The 21,974-nt window shown below is 67.5% G+C and carries 19 protein-coding genes and 3 pseudogenes; 9 read left to right on the forward strand and 13 right to left on the reverse strand.

What is annotated here, in order from left to right:
- Positions 1-28 precede the first annotated feature (28 nt).
- The 5 genes from ACFQUZ_RS30490 to ACFQUZ_RS30510 all read right to left on the reverse strand — a co-directional run bounded on the left by ACFQUZ_RS30490 (position 29) and on the right by ACFQUZ_RS30510 (position 6,577).
- The gene (locus ACFQUZ_RS30490; protein WP_377448434.1) at positions 29-1,075 is read right to left on the reverse strand and encodes an ABC transporter permease; all 1,047 of its coding nucleotides are present in this window, start codon (positions 1,073-1,075) and stop codon (positions 29-31) included.
- Entirely contained in the window at positions 1,072-2,580 is a 1,509-nt protein-coding gene (locus ACFQUZ_RS30495; protein ID WP_377448436.1) for a sugar ABC transporter ATP-binding protein, read from the reverse strand. Before ACFQUZ_RS30495 ends, ACFQUZ_RS30490 begins: the two co-directional genes overlap by 4 nt.
- Positions 2,573-3,670 (reverse strand): substrate-binding domain-containing protein, encoded by a 1,098-nt coding sequence (locus tag ACFQUZ_RS30500; protein WP_377448438.1) that lies wholly within the window; start codon positions 3,668-3,670, stop codon positions 2,573-2,575. Before ACFQUZ_RS30500 ends, ACFQUZ_RS30495 begins: the two co-directional genes overlap by 8 nt.
- 326 nt (positions 3,671-3,996) lie before the next feature.
- On the reverse strand, positions 3,997-5,616 hold the full coding sequence (locus ACFQUZ_RS30505) for a phytoene desaturase family protein (protein ID WP_377448440.1): 1,620 nt from the start codon (positions 5,614-5,616) through the stop codon (positions 3,997-3,999).
- Positions 5,617-5,782: 166 nt separating this feature from the next.
- A complete protein-coding gene (locus ACFQUZ_RS30510) occupies positions 5,783-6,577 on the reverse strand; it encodes an SDR family NAD(P)-dependent oxidoreductase (protein WP_377448442.1) in 795 nt (264 codons plus the stop codon).
- A 166-nt stretch (positions 6,578-6,743) separates the two neighbouring features.
- Between ACFQUZ_RS30510 and ACFQUZ_RS30515 the strand changes: the two genes are divergently transcribed.
- Positions 6,744-7,676 carry a LysR family transcriptional regulator gene (locus tag ACFQUZ_RS30515; RefSeq protein WP_377448444.1) on the forward strand — a complete coding sequence of 311 codons (933 nt, stop codon included), beginning with the start codon at positions 6,744-6,746 and terminating at the stop codon, positions 7,674-7,676.
- A gap of 37 nt (positions 7,677-7,713) precedes the next feature.
- Here ACFQUZ_RS30515 and ACFQUZ_RS30520 read toward each other — a convergent pair whose 3' ends face one another.
- Entirely contained in the window at positions 7,714-8,913 is a 1,200-nt protein-coding gene (locus ACFQUZ_RS30520; protein ID WP_377448445.1) for a low temperature requirement protein A, read from the reverse strand.
- Between the two features lie 601 nt (positions 8,914-9,514).
- On the opposite strand from ACFQUZ_RS30520, the gene ACFQUZ_RS30525 reads away from it, so the two are divergent.
- The gene (locus ACFQUZ_RS30525) at positions 9,515-10,642 is read left to right on the forward strand and encodes a Fic family protein (RefSeq protein WP_377448446.1); all 1,128 of its coding nucleotides are present in this window, start codon (positions 9,515-9,517) and stop codon (positions 10,640-10,642) included.
- Between the two features lie 40 nt (positions 10,643-10,682).
- Here the strand turns inward: ACFQUZ_RS30525 and ACFQUZ_RS30530 are convergent.
- Positions 10,683-11,222: pseudogene (locus tag ACFQUZ_RS30530) on the reverse strand (kinase).
- A 135-nt stretch (positions 11,223-11,357) separates the two neighbouring features.
- Between ACFQUZ_RS30530 and ACFQUZ_RS30535 the strand changes: the two are divergent.
- Positions 11,358-11,534: a VOC family protein gene (locus ACFQUZ_RS30535; protein ID WP_377448447.1), complete on the forward strand. Its 177-nt coding sequence runs from the start codon at positions 11,358-11,360 to the stop codon at positions 11,532-11,534.
- A 55-nt stretch (positions 11,535-11,589) separates the two neighbouring features.
- Here ACFQUZ_RS30535 and ACFQUZ_RS30540 read toward each other — a convergent pair whose 3' ends face one another.
- The 3 genes from ACFQUZ_RS30540 to ACFQUZ_RS30550 are packed head-to-tail and all read right to left on the reverse strand — an operon-like array spanning position 11,590 to position 14,327.
- Positions 11,590-13,137 carry a hypothetical protein gene (locus ACFQUZ_RS30540; protein WP_377448448.1) on the reverse strand — a complete coding sequence of 516 codons (1,548 nt, stop codon included), beginning with the start codon at positions 13,135-13,137 and terminating at the stop codon, positions 11,590-11,592.
- On the reverse strand, positions 13,134-13,706 hold the full coding sequence (locus tag ACFQUZ_RS30545; RefSeq protein WP_377448450.1) for a DUF3558 family protein: 573 nt from the start codon (positions 13,704-13,706) through the stop codon (positions 13,134-13,136). The genes ACFQUZ_RS30540 and ACFQUZ_RS30545 overlap by 4 nt, the downstream gene beginning before the upstream one ends.
- A 12-nt stretch (positions 13,707-13,718) precedes the next feature.
- A complete protein-coding gene (locus tag ACFQUZ_RS30550) occupies positions 13,719-14,327 on the reverse strand; it encodes a hypothetical protein (RefSeq protein ID WP_377448452.1) in 609 nt (202 codons plus the stop codon).
- Positions 14,328-14,503: 176 nt separating this feature from the next.
- Here ACFQUZ_RS30550 and ACFQUZ_RS30555 point away from each other — a divergent pair.
- From ACFQUZ_RS30555 to ACFQUZ_RS30565, 3 genes and pseudogenes are all read left to right on the forward strand, one after another.
- Positions 14,504-14,695: pseudogene (locus ACFQUZ_RS30555) on the forward strand (glycoside hydrolase family 15 protein); the annotation flags it as partial.
- A 70-nt stretch (positions 14,696-14,765) separates the two neighbouring features.
- Positions 14,766-15,275, forward strand: coding sequence for a hypothetical protein (locus tag ACFQUZ_RS30560; RefSeq protein ID WP_377448453.1), 510 nt, complete (start codon positions 14,766-14,768; stop codon positions 15,273-15,275).
- Positions 15,276-15,714: 439 nt separating this feature from the next.
- The gene (locus tag ACFQUZ_RS30565; protein WP_377448454.1) at positions 15,715-16,176 is read left to right on the forward strand and encodes a DUF1877 family protein; all 462 of its coding nucleotides are present in this window, start codon (positions 15,715-15,717) and stop codon (positions 16,174-16,176) included.
- A 242-nt stretch (positions 16,177-16,418) separates the two neighbouring features.
- On the opposite strand, the gene ACFQUZ_RS30570 is transcribed toward ACFQUZ_RS30565, so the two are convergent.
- Positions 16,419-17,123, reverse strand: a complete 705-nt coding sequence (locus ACFQUZ_RS30570) for a hypothetical protein (protein ID WP_377448456.1) — start codon at positions 17,121-17,123, stop codon at positions 16,419-16,421.
- A 137-nt stretch (positions 17,124-17,260) separates the two neighbouring features.
- Between ACFQUZ_RS30570 and ACFQUZ_RS30575 the strand changes: the two genes are divergently transcribed.
- A complete protein-coding gene (locus ACFQUZ_RS30575; RefSeq protein ID WP_377448457.1) occupies positions 17,261-17,662 on the forward strand; it encodes a hypothetical protein in 402 nt (133 codons plus the stop codon).
- A gap of 107 nt (positions 17,663-17,769) precedes the next feature.
- Here the strand turns inward: ACFQUZ_RS30575 and ACFQUZ_RS30580 are convergent, their stop codons facing one another.
- On the reverse strand, positions 17,770-18,285 hold the full coding sequence (locus ACFQUZ_RS30580; protein WP_377448459.1) for a hypothetical protein: 516 nt from the start codon (positions 18,283-18,285) through the stop codon (positions 17,770-17,772).
- Positions 18,286-19,557: 1,272 nt separating this feature from the next.
- Here ACFQUZ_RS30580 and ACFQUZ_RS30585 point away from each other — a divergent pair.
- Positions 19,558-19,974: a hypothetical protein gene (locus ACFQUZ_RS30585; RefSeq protein ID WP_377448464.1), complete on the forward strand. Its 417-nt coding sequence runs from the start codon at positions 19,558-19,560 to the stop codon at positions 19,972-19,974.
- 13 nt (positions 19,975-19,987) lie between these two features.
- Here the strand turns inward: ACFQUZ_RS30585 and ACFQUZ_RS30590 are convergent.
- Positions 19,988-20,098: pseudogene (locus ACFQUZ_RS30590) on the reverse strand (tyrosine-type recombinase/integrase); the annotation flags it as partial.
- Between the two features lie 481 nt (positions 20,099-20,579).
- On the opposite strand from ACFQUZ_RS30590, the gene ACFQUZ_RS30595 reads away from it, so the two are divergent.
- Positions 20,580-21,731, forward strand: coding sequence for an epoxide hydrolase family protein (locus ACFQUZ_RS30595; protein WP_377448460.1), 1,152 nt, complete (start codon positions 20,580-20,582; stop codon positions 21,729-21,731).
- Positions 21,732-21,974: the final 243 nt, after the last annotated feature.

Below are 21,974 nucleotides of genomic sequence, written 5' to 3' on the forward strand. Positions count from 1 at the left end.
CAGCAGAACTTCGCCGGCGGCTGCCCGTCTACCCGGGCTTCGCCGCCGCCGCGCGCCGGCGGCGCTCTGCGCTGTACTGCGCGACCGCCACCGCGATCAGCAGCGCGCCGCCGTTGAAGAACTGTTCGATGTAGAAGGGCGCCCCGAGTTGCTGCAGTCCGACGATGCCGGTGGCCAGGAAATAGACGGCGATCACGGTGCCCCAGGCGTTGAAGCGACCCGGTCGCAGCGCCGCGGCGCCGAGGAAGACCCCCGCGAACGCCGGCAGCAGGAACTGTGCGCCGACCTCCGGACTCGCGGCACCGAGGATGGTGACCTGCAGGGCGCCCGCCCCGGCCGACACGACGCCCGCGACGGCGAACGAGGTGACCGTCATGCGCCTGACGTTCACACCGGACAGCAGCGCCGCCCGCGCGTTGCCGCCGATCGCGTACGCCCGCCGTCCCCACCGCGTGTATTCCAGCATCACCCACATTCCGGCGGCCAGCACCAGGACGTACACGAACGGCAGCGGGACACCGGCCAGGTTCGCCCGACCGGCCGACGTGAAGCTCTCCGGAAACGATCCGATGATCTGGGCGCCGCCGGTGTACCACTGGGTCAGGCCGATGGCCAGGGTGCCGGTCGCCAGCGTCACCACGAACGCGTTGATCCGCGCCACCGCGACCAGGAATCCGTTGGCCACCCCGAATACAGCGCCGACCAGCAGCACGACCAGCACGCCCGGCCAGGCGGGGAGCCCCTGCTTGACCACCAGCCCGGCACACAGCGCCTGGGCGAGCCCGAACTGGGAGGCGACCGACAGGTCGAACTGGCCGACCACCAGGGGGACCAACGCGGCGAGCGCGAGGATCGCCACGACGGCCTTGGTCGACGCGATGGTCTGCGCGGTCAGCGGACGCAGGAAGACATCGCCGTTCAGCGCCACGAACACCGCGATGAGCAGGAGCCAGACCACCAGCAGCCCGTACCGGGCGCCGATCCGGGTGGCCAGGTCGCGATACGGCTGGGGCTTGTGGAGTTCCGGGTGGGTCGCGCGTGGTGTGGTCGCCGCTGGCTCAGTTGAGGTACTCATGCCGTCTCCCGTGTTCGGTAGCTCTCCGCGGCCAGGCGTTGCTCGGTGAGGTCGCGGCCGGTGAGCACGGCACCGACGACGCCGTCGCGCAGCACGTACGCCCGTTGTGCCTCGGACGCGACCTCCGCGAAGTCGGTCGAGGCGAGCAGCACCGGTACTCCCGCGTCGGCGGCCCGGCGGATGAACAGGTGCACGGCCGCGCGGGCACCGACATCGACGCCGACCGTGGGGTCGTCGAGAACAAGCAGGCGCGGGTTGCCCGACAGGGCCCGGCCCACCACGATCTTCTGCTGGTTGCCGCCGCTGAGGGTGACGGCCGGCAACTCGGCCGCGTGCGCGGGGCGGATGTCGTACCGGGCGATCAACTGGCCCGCCGCCTGCCGTTCCGGTTCCGGCCGCAGCCGTCTGCCCCGCTGGCAGAGATCGGTCAGGAAGAGGTTCTCCCGGACGGTCAGGTCGGGCGCGATGCTTTCCACGCGGTCGCCCGCCACGTACCGGCAGCCGCGGCCGGCGGCGCCGATGGGGTTACCGAGCGGGTAGGGGCTGCCGTGCAGCGTCGCCCTGCCCGCGACGGGGTGCAGCGCGCCCGCGACCGCCCGCACCACGTCGCGGGCACCGGAGCCGATCAGCCCGGTGAACGCGAGCACCTCGCCCGGCCCGATCCCGAAATCCAGCGGAGCGTGGAACTGCGTCGCCCGCAACTCCCGCACCTGGAGCGCGGGCTCGACCGGCCGGTCGGAGCACCGCCCGCTCCGCGCGGGCAGCGCGGCGACATCACGGCCGACGAGCCACTCGACCAGCTGCGGATGGGTCATCCCGGAAACCCGGTCGGTGACGACCCGTCTGCCGTCACGCAGGACGGTGACGCCGTGCGCCACGTCGAACACCTCACCCAGGCGGTGCGTGACGAACAGGAAGGCGGTGCCGTGCGCGCTCGCCTCCCGCAACAGGCCGTGCAGGCGCGCGACCTCGGGGGTCGGCAGGCTGGCCGTCACCTCGTCGAGCACGATGAGCCGCGCTTCGGTCGAGAACGCCCGCGCGATCGCTACCATCACCCGCTCGGCTTGCGAAAGCTCGCCGACCGGCCGCCGCGGGTCGAGATCGACTCCGAGCCGCCCGAGCACCTCCCGGGCGCGTCTGCGGGTGGAGTCGAACCGGATCAGCCCGCCGCGGGTGGTGAAGCCGGTGACCAGGGCCATGTTCTCGGCGATGTCCAGGTCGTCGACGAGCCCGAGGTCCTGATGCACGAACCGCATACCGAGGGCCATGGCGTCGGCGAGCTGGTGGCGGGAGCGCAGCCGCCGACCACCCACGACGATCTCGCCCGCGTCCGCGGCGTACACCCCTGCCAGAATCTTGATGAGCGTGGACTTGCCCGCTCCGTTCTCGCCCAGCAGCGCGTGGATCTCACCGGGTTCGATCCGCAGGTCCACCTCGGTCAGGACGGGCTGCCCGACGAACGACTTGCTCAGGCCGGTCACGCGCAGGGCCGCCGCGCTATCCACCGTTCTGCCAACGCGCGGTCAGCTGCGTCTTGAAGTCCGCTTCCGGCACCCACAGGCTCTCCGGCATGGTTTCCGGCGTGAACAGGCGGCTGGGCATGACATAGTCCCGGCCAGGCAGGCCCGCGAACGCGCGGATCAGCAGGTCGGCGGCGAGCCAGCCCTGGAGCGAGTAGCTTTCCACGATGTCCATCGCCTGGACCCCGTCGCGCACCAGCTTGTAGTTCGGCGAGTTGCCGTCGTAGCCGGTGAGCTTCACCGCACCGGCACGGCCGGCCAACTGGATCCCCTGCGAGGCGAACAGGGCATGGTTGTCCGTCGGGGTGACCACGTGGGTCGCGTCCGGATGCTGCTGAAGCGCGGCGGTGATCGCGCTGGGCAACCGGGTCGCCAGCGTCGCGAGCGTGGAGCTGACCTTGGTTACGATCTCGCAGTCGCCGCACGTCTTGAGCTGCTCGTCGAACGCGTCGACACGCTGGCCCAGCTCGACGAATTCGTCGTCGGTCACCTCGATGACCTTCGCCTTACCACCCGAGTCAGCGATCACCCAGTCGGCCGCGAGCTTGCCCTGCGTCGTGTGGTCGGGCAGGACGTGGCCGTAGAGACCGTCGCTGGAGTCCCTCGGCTGGAACATCGACACCACCGGGATGCCGGCCGCCTTGGCCTTGGCCAGCGAGTCGCGCACGAGCGCCGGAGCGACCGCCGACAGGACGATCGCGTCGGCTCGGACGGCGATTCCGTTGAGGATCGCGGAATTCCACACCGCCGGGTCACCCTTGCCGTCGATCACGTCCACCCGCCAGCCGAACGGGCGCGTGGCCTCGCCGATGGCCTGTGCCGACAACGGGCATCCGTCGCCCTGGTTGGTGCAGGTGACCGCCACGATGTATTTGTCGCGGACGGCTTTCGGGGAATCGGTCGGTAGGTCCACCTTCGTCACGGGCGCGGATCCCGCCTCCACCGCGGCCCGGGCCCGCTCCACGATGGCGTTGTCGACGCCACCGGAGGAGGCTGTCGATTCCGTTTCGGTACTGCAGCCCGCGAGAACGACCACGGTGGCACACAACGTCGCGGCGATTCTGGAAATATGCATTCCGGTCTCCCTATTATCCGTTGGAGAAAGTGGGCACCGCCCAATTGCCGGGATTCGCGTTCGGCCGCCTTTACAGGTTGGGACAGACTGTAAGACAGCTCACGCAGAGCCGGAAACGATTGATAGCGATATCGGCCATCGACGCGGTCGATATCAGGATGACGGGCGCGGCTCGGACACGACATGGGCGCACGACAACGACCCGCCCGGGCGGGCGAGGGTCAGCCCGATGCCCGCGCGAGGGTCAGCGACGTCCGAGGACGAGGTGCCGCACCCGCGGGTCTCGACGATGGACCCGCGCTGCCAGAACGCGCCGCCCGCCCAACTCAGCGGCGCCGCAGGACCGAGGCCACAGCGTTCGTCCCGGCCCGGACGCGACCAGGTCTGGTGAGGATCTGCGCGACCAGGTGGCCGGAGGCTCCACCGAGTCCCGCGCCGGGGTGGGTGGACGCGCCGATATGCCACAGCCCCGCCACCGGCGTCTGATGGCTGGCTGCGTTCGGCATCGGCCGCCACAGGAAGTTCTGATCCAGCTCGGCGGACCCGCCGTACGGGTCGCCGGCGACCGCGTTGGGATTCGCTGCGGCGAGGTCGGCCGGCGTGATGACGTCGACGGCGAGAACCTTCGCGGTCAGGTCCGGCGCGTGCTGTCCGATGCGATCGAGCACGCGATCCGCGTAGCCCTTGGCGAGCGCGGGGGTCCACCCGTCGGTGACGGTCAGTCGTCCGGCGGCGTCGCCGACCGGCGCGAACGGCGTTTCGTGCAGTTGCAGCCACAAGGCTGCTCTGCCATCGGGTACGCGGGAGCCGTCGAGCACGTACTGCTGTCCGACCACGACGGTCGGCCGCTCGGGCAGCAGCCCGGCCTCGGCCTGGGCACACGCGATCCCGGTGCTGCCCGAGCCGTCCGAGAGGTGGGTCAGCGGAATCTTTGACAGGCGGTCATCACGCCAGCCGAGCGGAGCGGACAGAGCCACGTGGATCTGCATCTCGCCCCGCCCGTAACGGAACTGCCGCGCCTGTCGCGCGATCTTGTGACTGACCGCGCCGGGCGGCAGCAACTCGCCGTAGAGCGCGGTCGGCGTGACCGAGGCCAGGACGGCCCGGTTCGCCCATATCGTCTCGCCGCCAGCGGCCACCCCCACCGCACGCCCGGCCTGGACAAGAATGCGGTCCACGGGGGCCCCGGTGCGGATCTCCACGCCCCGCTCGACGAGCAACGACCGGAACGCCTCGACGAACCGGGCCGCGCCACCGACGACCACGGGCAGCCCCGCGCCGTGCGTGGTGGCGGCCATGACCGGCAACATGAATCCGCCGGACGCGTGATCGGGTGCGAGGCCGGCGTGCAGTAACCACGGAATCCACAGGTGGTCCACCTCCGCACCGGTGAACTCCCTGCGGCACCACGACCGCCCACTGCTCACCATGTCCCGCAGCCACCGCTCGGTGCCGGCCCGGCGTAGTCCACGAACCAGCCCTGCGCCGTGGCGCAGCAGCGCGGACGAACGCAGTTCGGCGGCCATCAGCCCGTTGACCGGACCCGCCTGGTCCTGGAGATCCCGCAGCGCGGCCAGATACCGGGCACGGTCCCCTGGGTGGGCGAACCCGGCGGCGGTCTGCTCCGGGTCGCGGTCGGCGACCACCACCCGACCGTCGTCGGCCACGCTCGCCGTCACGGGACCGTCGGCGTTGCGGAACTCCAGGCCACGGCGGTGCAACTCGTCGCCGAGCGCCGCATACGCCTTGCCCGCGACGAACAGGGGATGCCACGAGGAGTACGTGTCGTGGATGTAGCCGGGCAGCGTGCGTTCCTCGCTGCGGATGAACCCGCCGAGCCGGTCGTTGCCCTCGACGAGGGTGACCGACCAGCCGGCACCGGCGAGTTCGGCCGCCGCGACCAGGCCGTTGACCCCCGAGCCGATGACGATCGCGTCCGTCCTCACCAGCAACCTCCGCCTGCGTACCGCCGCCGCGCACCCTGCGCCGAGGGACCGCTGGCCGGCTGGTGTGCCCCGGTCACCGGCCCCGCCAGGACGTGCGTCGGTTGGGCGACGGTGTGGTGTGTACCGTCCGGCATGCCCGCTCCTTCCGACGTGCCGACCCAGGTGGTCAGGTGAACGCCCTGCCGCCGTTCACATACAGATTCTGGCCGGTCACGAAGTCCGAGCCGTGCCCGATCAGATAGAGCATCGTGCCGATGAGGTCATCCGGCCTCATCTCCCGCTTGAAGATACGCTCCTGCACGATCGCGGTTCCCATGGCGTCGTCCTGCTTGGCCACGTACGTCGGATCATGTGGCACATAGCACGGCGAGAGGGTGTTGACCGCGATGCCGTGCCTGCCCACCTCCCGGGCCAGGGCCCGGGTGAGGCCGATGATGGCCGACTTCGTGGACACGTAGTGCAGGAAGTACGGCACGGCCGTCGGCACGACCATCGAGGAGGTGTTGACTATCTTTCCGTAGCCACGATCCCGCATGTACGGAAACACCGATTTGCAGCAGAGCCAGGTGCCGCGGACGTTGACCTGGAAGGCGATGTCCCACTCATCGACGGTCAATTCGTCGAATGGCTTCTTGCGGACGGTGGTGAAGTAGGCGGCGTTGTTGATCAGTCCGTCGATCTGACCCCACCGGTCGACGACGGTCCGCGCCATGTGACCTGTCGACTCAGCGACCGCCACATCAACGTGTACCGCCATCGCCTGACCACCGTTGTCGTTGATTTCCGTGACCACCACGGACGGATCCGCGATGTCCGCCACGGCAACCCGGTAGCCGGCCTGCGCGAGCGCCAGCGCATAGGCGCGGCCGATACCTTTTCCGCCACCCGTGACGATCACGACTTCGTTGTCGACATGATTCACGTCGCGCTCCTGTCCAATGTGGTTCAGCGCTGAGAACACGATGGGATATCGAGGCGCCGGCTCCGCACCACATCGCTGCGGGAAACGTACAGTGACGGTGGTAGCATTGGAAACGATTCCTATTGATATCAACCATCAACACCGTCGATAACGCGCAATCGTCGCGAAATGATCGAAAACCGTCTTAATGCACAGGGAGGCCCTTATGGGGCTCGCAGGCATCGATCTGAACCTGCTGATTGCGCTTGACGCGTTGCTCACCGAGTGCAACGTCACGCGGGCGGCCAGACGGACCTCCGTCGGCCAACCCGCGATGAGTGCCTCGCTGGCCCGGTTGCGCAAGCATTTCGACGATCCGCTGCTGGTCAAAGAGGGTAGACGACTGATGCGTACTCCCCTGGCCGAAGCCCTCGTGAGCCCGGTGCGCGAGGCGCTGACCGCCGTCGAGTCGGTGATGCTGCGATCGTCCGCCTTCGACCCGAAGACTGACCGCGCGGCGTTCAGCATCGTCGCGGCCGACTACGTCACCATGGTGCTGCTCCGACCGCTACTCGGCATGATCGCCGACGAGGCCCCATATGTACGCATCTCGGTGCGTCAGGTCGACGTCAACTTCGCCGACCAGTTGCGCCGCGGGGATGTCGACATGGTCATCGTTCCCACCGAACTCACCGGCGAACGGCTCGCCTTCCCCTGCGAGCAGCTCTTCACCGACCGTTTCGTCCTGGTCGTCGACCGAAACCATCCCGACATCGGTGACGAGGTCACGCTCGACGAACTCACCTCCCTGCGCTACGTGGCCTACAGCGGCGGTGCCGTCACCCCGATCGCCGATGCGGACCTGGCGGCGCTCGGGGTGCACCTCCAGGTCGAGGTGACCACCCAGGGCTTCGTCGTCGTGCCGTTCCTGATCACCGGCACCCGCCTGGCCAGTCTCGCCCTCGAACGGCTCGCCCGGCTACTCGCGGATGCCGCCGGGGTGCGCATCGTCGAATGTCCACTGTCGGAGCGCTCGATCCACGAAGTGCTGTACTGGAACCCCCGGCACACCGACGATCCCGCACACCAGTGGCTTCGCAGCCGGATAATTCGGTTTGCGCGGAGCCTGCGGCATCCGACCGCTCCGTTCGTGACATAACCCCTGCGCCGTGCGGCGCTGGCCGGGAAGCGACGGCTTACTGCCCAGACCCGGCCGGGTGTGGCCGCTCGGGCGGGCTACTCCTGGCATGGACGGCGTCGGAAGCGGCGATGCCGGCGAGGACGACGACGGTGGTGACGGCCACCGCCAGCGGGGGCACGAGGACCATGAACGGCGCGGCCCCGGCAAGCGCAAGCGTGCCAGCGATCCGCGAGTTGGACGCCCGGTTGAACACGGCATGTTCTACCAGGGCCCGCCCGATCAGGAACAACATCGGTCCGCCGAGAAGAACCAGAGCCCATGCCGCGGTGGTGCGCCCGAAGGGGGCCCCGATCACGATCTCGTATCCGACGGCGACGGCGACGACCCCGGCCACCATAAGTACGTGCGCGAGGAACGCCTCCCGGATGAGGTTCGCGGGTTGATCGGCGACTCTGATCGCTTCGGGCAACAGCTGGCCCGCCCTGAACAGATAGACCCGGAACAGCAGCACGGTGGTGACGAAGGAGAGCGCGAAGGCCGCGGCGGTCCCGCCGGAGAACGACGTGTCGCTGTAGGCCGAGCCCGTCGTCAGGATCAGATCGCCGAGGGCGATGATGAAGAATTGCCGGTAACGCTCGGACATGTACTCGGCCAGGACGGGCCACCGCCGTTGGCTCGGGCGGGCCCACGGCGCGGGATAGAACAGCAGCAGTGCCGTGCAGTCCATGACGATCGCCAACGTCCACAACAGCCCGCGGACCCACCCTGTCACGATCGCCCCGACGATCCAGGGCACGGCCGACAGCGCGAACCAGAAGACCACCCCTGCCGCTCGTCGTTGCGCCTCGTGACCGCGCAGGGACGGTACGATGACCAGCCCACGAATGAGGTGGACCGCGACGTACGCCCCGGCGAAGGCCAACCCGGTGTCACCGAGCGCCTGGGGCACCGCGACCGCCATCATCAGCGCACCGAGCATGGAGATGTAGACGAGCAACTGGACCTGCGGCTGATGCGGGTCGTACAGATCGGTGACCCATGCCGTGACGAACCACAGCACCAGGAAGGCCAGCAGCAGAAGCAACGTCTCAGCCGCGTCGACGAGGACGATCCGACGCTCGGTGAGCTCCTCGACCAGCCGCTTCGAGACCCGGTTGAGCGCGAAGATGAACACCAGGTCGAAGAAGAGCTCCAGCAGGCTCGGTCGCTGTGGTTGCCCCGGCTTTCGCAGCAGGGCTACCGCCCTTGTCGACATGGGCCGCCCACCTCTGCCAGCTTGGCCTGTCCGGGTATTGGTACCACGCCGGGCAGGTCGTCAAGTCGAGATCCGAGGAATGCTGCGGATTCGTACGTCGATCAGCTGGTACAGGTGCAGCCACCAGTTTGCGTTGACCGCGTGTCGGCCTGTCTGCGCCGCAACCATGTCGGCCACATCGCCGGCTCCAGGTGCAACAGGTGGGCGAGCCCATCGGTGGTTGACCGGCGAGCATTCTCATCACCTTCGAGGTTGATGATCCTGCGCCACTCGGGCTGGATCGACCATACATCTCCCGATTCATACTGCTCGTCAGAGAAGGCCCATGGCCAGGACCACTACGCTGACCCCTGTCTCGGCGCACCAGAACCGCCGGTAGTCGGGCAGGTCCGCATCGGTCGCGATCTCCTCGAAGGAGAGCCCAGCCTTCGATCTCCTCGAAGGAGAGCCCCAACCCTTCGACCCTCATGCGCAGCCGGTCAAAGGGGACGCGGGACGCGAATTGGTACCGCTGCCCTCCGGGCGTGCTGCCGTCCACCGCCCTTCACGGTAATGCCGAAATTAATCTGGGATTTTGCGGAAAGCATTGTATGATTAGCGCATGTTGTATCGGACCCCTGCGCTCGCCGATGACGACAAGCGCGTGCTTGGCGAACTGGACACGATGCGGGACAACCTGCGGTATCAGATCGCTGAGCCGCACCGATGGACAGGGCAACTCCGACGCACCTTGATCGCTCACGCCATCCAGGGATCAAATTCGATCGAGGGCTACCAGGTATCCCTGGACGACGCCGCCGCGGCCGTCGCCGGCGACGAGCCGGTGGAGACGAACCCGCAAACGTGGGAAGTCATCACCGGCTACCGGGATGCCCTGACCTATGTGCAACAACTCGCCCGCTCGCGCGAGTTCGCCTGGCAGTACATGCTACTCAATGCATTGCACTTCATGATGCTCCGGCATGAGCTCGGCAAGTGGCCGGGTCGCTTCCGTCCGGGTGACATACATATCGACGAGGCGCACACCGGCCGACGCGTCTACACCGGGCCAGACGCCGACGACGTTCCGTCGCTGATCTCCGAGCTGATCGACTGGCTGGCCGACGGCGAGCCGGAGACCCCGCTGCTCGTGCGGGCCTCCATGGCTCACCTGAACCTGGTCAAGATCCACCCCTGGCGGGACGGGAATGGTCGGATGTCACGCTGTCTACACACACTCGTGCTCGCCCGCGACGGTGTCCTCGCCCCTGAATTCTCCTCCATTGAGGAGTGGCTCGGCGTCGGTCGGAACACCTACGCCTACTACGACGCGCTCGGCGAGGTGGGCGGTCCGACCTGGCAGCCTGAAAACGACACCAGCAGGTGGATTCGATTCTGCCTAAGCGCTCATCACCAACAAGCCCAAGTGGTCCGACAACGCCTCGATCAGGCCGCGCGGCTCTGGGAGCTGCTCGACCCCTGGGTCCGACACGCAGGGCTACCCGAGCGGGTGGTCAGCGCCCTCTACCTGGCCGCCACCGGCGGTCGAGTGCGCCGCACTGTCTATCAGCGCGATGAGAGCCTCACCGACGACCAGGCAACCCGTGACCTTCGCGCCCTCGTCCGGGCAGGCATGCTCGAACAGCACGGCGAAACCCGAGGCAGGTTTTACCTCACCTCGCCGATACTGCGCGACCTCGCAGCCCCCGCGCTGCGGCCCAAGGAGATCATCGACCCGTACCGACGCTGAGCCGCAGACCCGGCATGCCCACCACCGTGAATCTGCGACGTCAGCGCGCGGAAGAGACGAGGCCGGAGGCGGCCACCAGGGTGGCGATGGTGTCCTCGATCGGGCTGGGCTCGTCGATGATGATTTCGTCGGTCCATCGGAGGACGTCGCGCGGACTGTACCAGCCGGTCATGTCCTGGCCGGTGAACTCGCTGGCCTGCGGTCGGGGTGGCGGGTCGGCGCAGGGTCTCTGGCAGGCCGACGTCGAGGTAGCAGAACACCGAGGTTCCCTGGTGGGTGTCACGCAGGCGGGTCAGCATGTCCCGGTAGCGGCTGTTGTGCAGGATGCCCATCGAGGATGACGTGATAGCCGTGGTCGAGGCAGAAGCGGACGTTCTGTCGATGTGGGCGCGAGTCCGCCGGGTCTGTCCCGTTCCCGCAGCAGAATGCGACGCAGGTGGTACTGCTCCACCAGGGCACAGCCACGGCCGTGGCGATGCCGCAACTGACGGCCGATAGGTGGCCACGATCCGATCGTCGCTGAGGTGACGACGTCGGCCGCTGGCGTCCGGACGTCGATGCCGGTGTGCCGTGCGGGCAGGCTCCTGCTCGTCACGGCCGGGAGAGGCCAGAGGAAGGCTGTGGTGCAGGCCTGGGGTGTTGCGTTCCTCCCAGTGGGATCCGCGCCGGATCGGCCAGATGTCGCGCTCAGGCACCGGAGGGTACGGCGAACGCTGTGGCGGCTGCGGTCGTCGTGCAGGTCGCAGACTGCCGCCGGGCGTGTGCCGACCTTGTCTCGGCCGGCGGCGAACTGCTCACCGAGCCGGTCGAGCCGGAGTGGGGTGGCGAGGTGAGGGCCTGCCTGCGTGATCCGGACGGCCATCTGATCGAGATCAACGAGACCCTTGGGTGAGGCGAAATCGATCGGACCGGATCATCGCGCCATGTACGGACCGGTGACCCGGGATCTACCTGGACCGATAGCCCGGGGTGTGCCCACAGAGAGCGACGTCCGGTTTCACGTCCTCCTGGCGGTGTATCACAAACTCACTGCTGACCTCGCCCGATGCCTTGATGGGCCTGACATCCAGGAGGCTGAACAGCTCGTTGACGAGTTTCACCACTGGTTCGAGGATGCTGTATCCGATCCCGTAGACGCCGCGGACCCCGAGGCCGACCCCACGGCACACCGCCAACGGAGCACCCAGCGCTGAACCGAGTGTCGCCCCGTAAGCGGTCACCAGCTCGAAGAAGACACCCGCCTTCAGTACGAAGGTGTTGAAGCCCAGGGTGAATTTGGCGGAATGCTCGATCAGTAGTCCCATGACGCCGACCGGTATCCCGGTGAGCGAGTCGCCCAGGCTGTTCTTGAGCTTGAAGTTCTTCTCGACGACTGGCCCCCAGTACGGGCGGTGGTAGCCGTAGCCGATGGAACCGGCGATCGAATACTCCCCGCCGCCGTTGATGGTGCCGACCTTGCCACCGAACGCCGTCTTGATGGCCAGCGTCTGGCTGATGGTCAGCGCGAGCGGCAGGCCGCTGATCGGTACGGGAATGCTGAACTCCTGCCCGATGGGGAAGACCGGGCTGACGTTCTCGCCGGTCTCGGTGCCCGCCTCGAACCGTACCTTGAGCCCGAACCCGGCACTGATCTTCATCTCCGCGCGCTTGACTGATCCGCCGACGATCTCCAGGTAGACATCAGCCTGCGGAGTGTCAAAAGTGACCGACACTTCCCCGAACACCCTGGCACCGTTTCGCCGGTATCCAAAATGGACGCCGGCCTCGCCGTCACAGCAGATGCCGTACACCTGCTTGCTCTCGGGCTTCCTGGTCACGTCGCCCCGGGTCGCCGGGGGCGCCTGGGGACGATCCGTGGGTGCCGCGAGCGCCACCGGTCGTACGAGATCGGGGTTCTCCGACGCGACACCACCGGACCCACCACCGGAACCACCGGATCCACCACCGGGCTCGGCCGCCGTCTCCGCCCAGATCGGATCCCCGGCCGAGTAGACGATCGGGTCTTTCAGCGCAACGCCCTTCGCCGAGAGGGTGGCATCCCGGATCACCTCGGTGAGGTCCACCGGACCGACCGTCACCAGCAGGTCGGAACCCGACCGCCCGAGATGCAGCACCCGGCCGATGGCGCGCCCGGTCACAAACATGATCTTCCCGACCGCCAGCTCGTCGGCGCGTCTGGCCCGGCCGTCGATCCGCCAGGTCAGCCCGTCGGCGGTGACCGAGCGAATGGAGCGCCCACCGTCGCCGACGATGACCACGTCCGGTTGCAGTACGACGTCCGGGTCCGGCGCGGGAGCCATTCCGTACTGGATCGCGGCATCGCTGTACGGATCCTCGCCACCGCTCGCGGTGCTCGGTTCTCCGCCACGGCACGCCACACCGGCCAGCAGCAGGGCCATCGTGGTGCACGCGGCCGCCAGTCGGCTGAGCCGCCGGTGCCGCGCCGGACGGATCGGTCCACCCGTCCGGCGGGGGTTCGGGCTACCAGTGCTCACAGCCGGCCTGCCACCGTACGAGCCAGGGCCTCCAGGGGCTTGCGGTTCTCCTTCGGGTCGTTCAGCCGGACCAGCCGGATCGAGACCCACAGCCCTCCCTTGCTGACAAAAGCGGCCTCGTCGGTGGCATACGCCTCGTCGCCGACCCCGGTCAGCGGGCGCAGCTCGTGGCCGAGGTCGCGTTCGATGTCGAGGTACTTCTTGGCGCCGTCGCCGACAAAGATCTCCACCTGGGCGGTCGGCCCGGTGACCGGTCCGGTGTAGGTGCAGGTCTCCCGCACCGGCTTGGCGTCCTCCAACGGTGTGCCGGCCAGTTGCTCGGCTTCCTTCTTGCTCACCAGCGAGCAGGGTTCCACCTTCGGTGCGGCGGCCGGTGCCTCCGTCGGTCCGGTGGGCGTGGGCGCCTCCGTGGCGACCGCAGGAGGCTGGGCTCCGCTGGGCGCCGGATCCTGCTCGCCCCCGCAGCCGGTGAGCACGAACAGCAACGGCGCGACCAGCAGCCCGATCAGCGGTGTGGGCCGGACTCCCGCCGGGCGACGGGTGGCGGGTCGGGGGCTGGACGTTGGCATCGGGGAGCCCTTCTACGTGAGGCGGCTGCGGACCAGACCGGCGAGCCTGACGGCGGTCGCGCTGTCGGCTTCGCCGTCCGAGAGCTGGATTTCGCACTGCCGGTCACCAATGGCGAACTCGGCGACACTGCCGGACCCGGTCGCGTATCTGATGCCGTCAGGGCCCCGCGTCGCGGTGGCGTAGTCAGGCTCCGCCAGCACTCCACCGGGCGCGCTGCCTGGCGCCCCGATCCCGACGACGACGGTTGCGGCGGTGCCGGGACTGCTCCACATGCAGGCGCTCCCCCCGTCGAAGCTCAAGCTTCGTCCACCGTCGTGTTCGCCGATCACCGCTCGTACCTCACCAGCGGTGAGCAATGTGCACGGATTGTCGATACTGGTGGCAGCTACCGCGTCGGGCGGGCTGACGCCGGTCGCTGGCGCGCCGGCCCCCGGCGGGCCGCTCCCGGTGGTTCCCGCGTCGCCGGCCGGCACCGGCTGCCCGGCCACTCCGTCGGGGCTCTCCGAGCCGCAGGCCGCAAGGACCGCCATCAGCAGGGCCCCGACGAGTACGGCGGGCAGCGCGGTGACCAGCCGCGCGGCAGCAATGACGCCAGCCGGGCGACAGGACGAGTGAATCATCGAGAACTCCGATGGGTGCGCTGGTGAGGGAAGGTGGTTACGAGCAGGGCGGGCGTAAGAGCGGGATTCACCGGACGTGAGCACGATGACTAGACGTCATCTTATTCGTTAGACGGTGTCTATCGGATGCCTTGCTAGTATGACACCGACCTGGCCGACGTCAAGGACGGAAAGCTGACCAGTGCTTCGCGGGCCAGGGGGCCGCCCGGACCGGACGGTATGACCTGCTGGACGAGGAGGTGCCGTTTCTCGTCGGCCGGGTCCTCGCCGACGGGGACCGGCTGGCGCCGGCCTACACGTCCACGGGCAGCCCGGCGCCACCGCGGACCAGGCTGGACTTCCTGCCGGGATACCCCGGCCGGTCGGCGACATGAGCGGACACTTGATCTTGGTTCGTGGGGCTCGCGTTCTGCGGACGCGATCGTCATAATCGGCCTCGTGCGAGAGGCCCTGTTCGCGTTGGCAGGTACTGCCTTGGGTATCGTCGGCACTCTGCTCACCGACGTGTGGCGGGCCAGGAAGGCCGACATCAGCGAGCGGCGCGAGCGGCTGCGCAATGCGTGCGTCGACTTCACGGCGGCCCTCGTCCGCCTGCGTCAGGCGTTCTGGGGGCGGGGCTACGATTCGGAGGGCCGCCGTACGGCGATGCGGGAGGCCCACGACGAGGCCCGGGTTCAGTTCGAGCGGTTGAGGCTGAGTACGACTTCGCTTCAGGTGCAAGAGGAAGCCCGGTACGCATTGCGGTACGGCTACGGACTCCTGCGCCAGCTCGAGGGGTTGCCGCCACGGGAGGACGAGATCGAGCCGTCGGCGCTGGATCAGCTCGAGGACCACCTGGTCCGGCTGTTCGTGGAGGTCCGTCAGGAACTTGGGGTCCCACGTCCCCACCACGTACTGTCCGAACGCGCCTTCTTCGAGAAGATTTCCCCGACCGCAGCCATCGATTGATCGTCGATCGCGGAGTCGCAATCACACTCCGAGGACGTGCCACACCGACCGGCTTCCCTCAATTCGTCGTGGTGGCACAAGATGCGTCACCAAGATCAGGAATCCGCACATCGGCACGTCCGGACGTCGGCGACCGGCGCCGACATCACTCTCGGTGACGAGTGATTCGCGGCAGGTCCGGACGCCGTGCCCGAAGCTCCAGGTCGTTCGACGGGTTCGTCAGCTGCTTCCACCCCGACAACGAGCGGCGCGAACTGTTCGCTGACGTTGTCTGGAGCGCCCTGCATGGCATCGCCGTCCTGTCGAAGAGCGGCCACCACCCCCTGCCGGACAAGAGGAACGCATCGACCTCATCATCCAGATCGCCGCCTCTCGATAGGGTCCGAACGGAGCGGACGTCGGCGCCCACGGACTGCGGGTCGTCGCGCACAATAATTCGATGGGGATGATCGGCAGCTACGACCGGCTGCGCCCGGTCGAGGTGGAGATGTGGCGCACGCTGCGTGCCACCGACCAGCGAGCCGCCAGCGACTACGTTGATCAACTGGATGGCGCCTGGCGGATGTGTGATCTCGACAAGCTCTGGGAGGCCATCGAGTACTTGGTGGACGCCGCGGGCGGCCCTGACCTCAGCCCTCTCATGGGTGACGAGGACTTCGACGACACCGACGTGCTCTTCAACCCGGAGTCCGTGTGCGACATCGCAGCGAGGCTCGACGCTGTTTCCACCGACCGGTTCATGGCGGTCTTCGATCCGGAGTTGCTGAACGCTCGAAACGTCTATCCGGCCAACTACACCCCGGACGACGCAAACGACCTTCGTGATCTTTACGAGGAGGTGGTGCGATTCTTTGCTCGAGCGGCCGCCGACGGAGACTGGGTGAAAATTGGCCAAAGCTGAACCCGCCGTTCACAAAAGCTCGCCGATCGATGCGCAGTGAGATACCAATAGGTGATCTTCGCGTAGACCGACAAGGCGTCCGGTCACAGGCAAGAACAAACACACGCTCGTCGGCTACGACCGGACGTTGACTTGATGAGTCCTCTGTGACGCTTCGCGATCCGGGTTCGGCGGCTACTTATCCGTGCACCCAATCTTGGTCGACGCGTGACGAGCAGGAGAAGAAGCACGTGATCGCCCGCTCACCGCGGGCCGGCGGCTCCTCGCAGCCAGGTGGCCCACTCGTCGGCTTCCTTTAGCCGGGCGAATCCGTTCAGCGCTGCGGCCGCCAGCCCGGTCGGCAGCGCATCGCGCTCGCGCAGTTCCCGCCACTGGGCCAGGCTGAGCTCCAGCACCCGGAGGCCGGGCAAGTCCGCGACCCGGTGCAGGTCGCTCACGTGGGCCCCGGACAGGTCGAGGTGGGCGAGGGCCGGCAGGTTGGCCAGCGCCCCGATCGCGACCGGGGAGCGGGAGGCGAGCTTCAGTCCCCACAGGGTCGGATGCCCGCTCAGTGGCGGAAGGTCGATCTCGGCGGCGTCGATCGACAGCCACTCGACCGGCACGCCGGGCGACACGGCCGCCGTGACCGCTGTCGCACGGTTGATCGAGACGCTGCGCAGGTGGCGGAGCGGCGCGAGTTCCGCCAGATGGAGGGTAGTCCGTTCGTTCAGGTAGAGATCCTGTACGTCGAGCCCGGCGACGACGTCGGCGATCCGCCGCTCCCCCACCTGCTCGGAGTGGCTGTACAGGTCGGGCGGCTGCGAGTCGTGCGGACGTGCGGTTGCGGAGACGACTTCTGCCAGAGCTTCCACACCGCGCCGAAGCCGGCTGAGGCCTACGGCGATGGCCACCGCAATGTCTGCCTCGATGCGCCATGGCCGGGCTACCTCATCCTCGACGTGGTCCACGACCAGATCAGGTACGTCGAAGTGCTGTACCGGTCACCGCTGTGCTGACAGCGCTGGCCTCCGCAGTCGCGCAGTCGGCGGCAGATCCGGATGCCGACTCGATCCATTGACTGATCACCGGTGGGAGAATCGACGGTGTGATCGAACTGCCTGAGGGATCTTGGTGGGACTGGGACGTGCTGCACTTCGATGGCTCCCAGCTTCGGTTGGCCGCGGGACACGACCTGACCTACCATCACGGTCTCGAGGTGGTTTTCACGGACGTCGCATACATGGCCTGCCCGACCCAATTCCGGGATCCCCGGTTTCGGGAATCCACCCTCGACGAGCGCGCACTGGTGCGTCGGCACGTCGGTGAGGAGCCACCAGCGATCGTTGCCTTCGACGTCGACGCACCGGCCGGGGGTGATCTTGTGGTCTGTCTTGTCGCAGCCGGGTCGGTTGAGGTGGTACCCGGCCTGGTCTACCGCTACTGGCGTGACAACCTCGCTCCGGGAGAACGAGTGGCTCCACACGTGCGGCCGCCAGAGCAATCGTAAGGTACGCACCTCGCGGAGCTGCGGCTGCTACTGACGGGGAGGCCCGCCGTAGCGGAGAGCGCACGATCAGCGGCATGAGCGGACGCCGGATCGGGTCGGCTCGGCCCCTACACACCGGTGCCGGCCGCTGCGGTGCTCAGGCTGTCGAGGTCGGTGTGATACCAGGTGGATCGGATGAAGGCGTGCAGCTCTCCGCCTCGGGTGATGTACTGCAATCCGCGGGTCTCCATGCCGTCAGGGAGCACGACTCGGCATTGCGCACCCAACTGAGGTTGGTCGTCTCGGCTGATCCGCAGCATCGTCGCGACGTCGTACTCCGGACCCCATCCCCTGATCAGAGCGAGATCCGGGCCGCGTCGCAACAGGTGGTGAGCAGACCTGTACGGGGATGGTCCCCAGTCAGTCACCTGGCTGCCGGTCGCGGAGAGGATGTGGAAGTGGGTGTAGGGACAGAAGTATGCGGTTTCGCTGGCGACGTTGAGCGAGTAGCAGTCCGAGATGTAGGGCAGCCCGGAGTTCAGCGGGTACACCCAATCGACGGTCAGGTCGCTGTTGAAACGCGCGAGGCCGTGGCCTTCGGGGCCGCATCCGCCCATCGCCTCGTCGAAGTAGCTGGCCCACACCTTGCCGGAGGGGGGTGGTCAGCAGGTCCTCGATGGCGTCGCCGAGGTGGCCCCGATGCTGTAGATCGCCGCTGCTGCTCCATACCTCGGCGTTGGCTCCGCTAGTCCGGGCCCGAGTAGCCGCCAGGAGCACGCGCCCCTCGGGCAGCGGCTGCACGAAGCTCACCTGCAGGTCGGTTTCGACATCGACAGCACCGAGGACACGTCGCCTGCCGGGGACATGCCACGTCACCTGCTTGCGATTGACGCCCTTGCGAAACCGCCACACGGCCAACGCGGTGCCGTCGGGACCTACGGCGACCGCTTCAGGCTCCCGCATCGTGTCCGCTGGCTGCGCTGGCATCACGGATCCGTGGCGTTGCAACGGCGCGACCGGCAGCTTCAGAACCTCCAATCTCCGCAGGAGAATGGCCCGATCACGCTCCACGTCAGTTCTCATCGCGAGCGTCATCTTGACATGACGGTCTGCCGATGGGGGCGCACCGCCGGGACCGGCCCGTCAACTGAGAGCCGATCCGCTTTACGCACACTTCCTCGGCGGATCCGTGCACGTCAGCTGGCGGTGCACGAACTCTCCAAGCATCTGACCGAGGCGACACTCGGGGTGGAGATCCAGCCATCCGCAAGACACAACCCCGCACGGTGCGCCAGTTGGCCCGTACGGCCGGCATCCCGGCCGTGGCTAAGCCAACCACAACCATCATCCGACCAATTAGCCATGAAACGTGAGTTGGCGAGGCGGGTCCGCGACCAACCAGTTCGGTCGGTCCTCAACCGCGCCCCGGAAGCCGGTCACAGCGCCGGTGGCCAGTGACCTGCAACGCCTGCTCGGGCAGTTGCTCTACCCGCCAGGTGCGTAGACGGAGCGCATCAAACATATCGTAGCCGAGCACTCCTTCTCGTCATACAGGCTTCTGGATCGGTGATTCGGTTGGGCGCGAGTACTCACGCGGCGGGCGCTGTCGGTGGCCGGCTCTATGGTGCCGCCATGACGATCAAGGACGGTTGGATCTCGTTCGATCTCGGCAGGTTCCGCAGCCACGAGGTCGATTTCGCCACATACAGCGGCAGCTCCCACACCGTGCTGCCGGCGCTTCCCCTCGGGCACCCAGGTGGTCTGCACAGCTGGATGCGGGAGTTGGTGCCACTCGGTGAACGCGCTGCCGGTCAGTACGGCCTGGACACACTGACCCACGGTGCGCCCGTGTCCGAGAATGAGGCCGTCTTGCCGGAGCAGTTCGTCGCGTTCATGGCTGATCCGGTGCTGCGCGATTGGGTGCCGACCTGTACGTCGTGTTACTGGGCTTCGATCTTCCGTGGGCGTCGAGCCCCGTCCACCATGGCGCGCAGCTGGTGCGGTTCCTCAACGACCAGCAGGGTTGTCTGTTCTGGTATCTGCACCTGCTGCCAGATGGCCGCCACGAGGTCCTCTGCGGTGGCGAGGCGTACGACCTTCGGGTGGTCCCCCAGGAGGAAGCGCATGAGGACCTGATGCGGGTGGCCGACGACTTCGACCGGTTCATTGCCCGGTTCTGGATCGAGAACCTTGCCTGGTACGAGGTGGTGGGACAGAAGCGGTCCGATGAGGATCTCTCCGAACCGGTCTGGGAGTACGTACGCCAATATGCGTCTGCGGACCCGACGCGGGGTCGGCGTGACGAGCGGCGATCTGCTCGTCGCGCAGGCTGACGCCGGCGTCGAGCATGGTGGTCGCGAACGTGTGGCGCAGCATGTGGGGGTGCATCCTCGGCATCTGAGTCCCCGCGACGTGGGCCAGGCGCTTGAGTCGACGAGTGGCGGTGTGTCGGTCCATCCGCCCACCCTCCCAGGATCAGCCGTAACGGCAGGACCGTCGGGTTCGCCGACGACGACGAACTTGACGACGCCGTCACCTGCGGATGGATAACCGCAGCCGAGGCGGCCCGGACGCGTGAGGAAGCACTTCACGTCGCCGGCTTGATCCTTGATGGGGCCTATCCCTTCACCCAGGCAGCCTGGGAACGCTTCGAGGAGGCAATCACCCGGAATTGGCCGCCTCCTCAACACCCCAGTTCGCCCCTTGACCGTGAGGCCGATCCGGTGACCGTCGGGTGTCCCGCAGGTGACGATCGGTCACTGACAAGCCCAACCGTGCCACGCCGTCATCGCGGCAAGAGAGGATGTGTAGGCTGACCCCTGTCAGCGATGAGGGGAGGTGAGCCCGGTGAACACCCAATGTCACGTCTGGGCGCTCCACCCGGCCATCCCTGTCCGCTGACTTCGCGTCGGGGAGCGCCCTCCTAACCGGAGGAACAATGACCTTCTCCCCGTTCCGTATCGACGTATCCGACGAGGTACTCGACGACCTGCGGGCTCGACTGGCCCGTACCCGCTTCACGGACCGCAGCGGCGACCAGCCGTGGCAGGCCGGCGCGGACCCCGACTACCTGCGACACCTGGTGTCCTACTGGGTCGACGGGTTCGACTGGCGGGCTCGCGAGGCCGAACTCAACGCACTGCCGCATTACCAGGCCCAGATCGGCGGCCGACGCATGCACTTCCTTCGCGTACCAGGGGCGCGTCCGGCCGGCGCGCCCGCACCGCTGCCGCTGATCCTGAGCCACGGCTGGCCCAGCAGCTTCGTGGAGATGCTGCCGCTGGTGGATCGCCTGACCAACCCCGTGAAGTACGGGGGCGACCCCGCCGACGCATTCGACGTGGTGGTGCCCTCGCTGCCAGGCTTCCTCTACTCGCAGCTGCCGAATGGCCCGCTCACCCGCGCTTCGATGGCACAGACGCTGCACCTGTTGATGACCGACGTCCTCGGCTACCAGCGCTACGGCGCCTTCGGTGGCGATGTCGGCGGCGTGGTCACCGGATGGATGGGCACCCTGTACCCGGAGCAGGTAGCCGGCATTCACATGATCCACCCACCGTTCCCGGCCAACTTCGACTCCCACCCGATATCGCCCCCCGAGCAGGCATTCCTGGACGCCGAGGCGGCATACGACGAGACCGATGGCGGCTACAGCGCCATCATGGGCACCCGGCCGGACACCATCGCCGCAGCGTTGAATGACTCCCCAGCCGGACTGGCCGCCTGGCTCATCGACAAGTACCGAGACTGGAGTGACAACCAGGGGGACCTAGAAAGCCGTTTCGACCGGGACACCCTGCTCACGATCATCACCCTGTACTGGACCAGCGGCACCATCGGCTCGTCGTTCCGGCAGTACTTCGACTTCGACCACAACAGCCGACGACCGACTATCACCGTGCCCGCCGCGTTCACGGTGAGCACCGAACCCTCAATGGCCAACTTCCCCCGCGAAATCGCCGAACGCGCCTGCACCAACATCCAGCACTGGAGCGAACCAGGAAGGGGCGGACACTTCATGCCGCTCGAGGAACCGGACCTGCTCGCCGGCGAACTGACGCAGTTCTTCACGTCGCTTCGCCCGTACTGACCAGCAAGGGAGCCGGGTCATATAGGCCCGGCTCCGCTGTCGGGTTCCGCATACATCGCTCGAACAGCTACCCGTGAACCGGGTCATGTCCAGGCCGATCTCACCGATGATCAGTTGGGCGGTCTCGTCGCTCAGACCCGGGATTTGGGTCTGTCAAGTTAACGGCTGATCTTGGTTGTTGAGGTGGTCAGTTGTTGGCCGGGGTGAGCCGGCCTTCGAAGGCGATCTGGAAGGCGTTCAGGG

This window comes from Plantactinospora sp. GCM10030261 (assembly GCF_042666615.1).
GTDB lineage: Bacteria > Actinomycetota > Actinomycetes > Mycobacteriales > Micromonosporaceae > KBS50.

What these genes read in the sequence shown, in the direction of transcription:
- ACFQUZ_RS30490 (WP_377448434.1), bottom strand. Translation starts at nt 1,075, where the DNA reads ATGAGTACCTCAACTGAGCCAGCGGCGACCACACCACGCGCGACCCAC.
- ACFQUZ_RS30500 (WP_377448438.1), bottom strand. Translation starts at nt 3,670, where the DNA reads ATGCATATTTCCAGAATCGCCGCGACGTTGTGTGCCACCGTGGTCGTT.
- ACFQUZ_RS30515 (WP_377448444.1), top strand. Translation starts at nt 6,744, where the DNA reads ATGGGGCTCGCAGGCATCGATCTGAACCTGCTGATTGCGCTTGACGCG.
- ACFQUZ_RS30520 (WP_377448445.1), bottom strand. Translation starts at nt 8,913, where the DNA reads ATGTCGACAAGGGCGGTAGCCCTGCTGCGAAAGCCGGGGCAACCACAG.
- ACFQUZ_RS30525 (WP_377448446.1), top strand. Translation starts at nt 9,515, where the DNA reads ATGTTGTATCGGACCCCTGCGCTCGCCGATGACGACAAGCGCGTGCTT.
- ACFQUZ_RS30545 (WP_377448450.1), bottom strand. Translation starts at nt 13,706, where the DNA reads ATGCCAACGTCCAGCCCCCGACCCGCCACCCGTCGCCCGGCGGGAGTC.
- ACFQUZ_RS30550 (WP_377448452.1), bottom strand. Translation starts at nt 14,327, where the DNA reads ATGATTCACTCGTCCTGTCGCCCGGCTGGCGTCATTGCTGCCGCGCGG.
- ACFQUZ_RS30565 (WP_377448454.1), top strand. Translation starts at nt 15,715, where the DNA reads ATGGGGATGATCGGCAGCTACGACCGGCTGCGCCCGGTCGAGGTGGAG.
- ACFQUZ_RS30595 (WP_377448460.1), top strand. Translation starts at nt 20,580, where the DNA reads ATGACCTTCTCCCCGTTCCGTATCGACGTATCCGACGAGGTACTCGAC.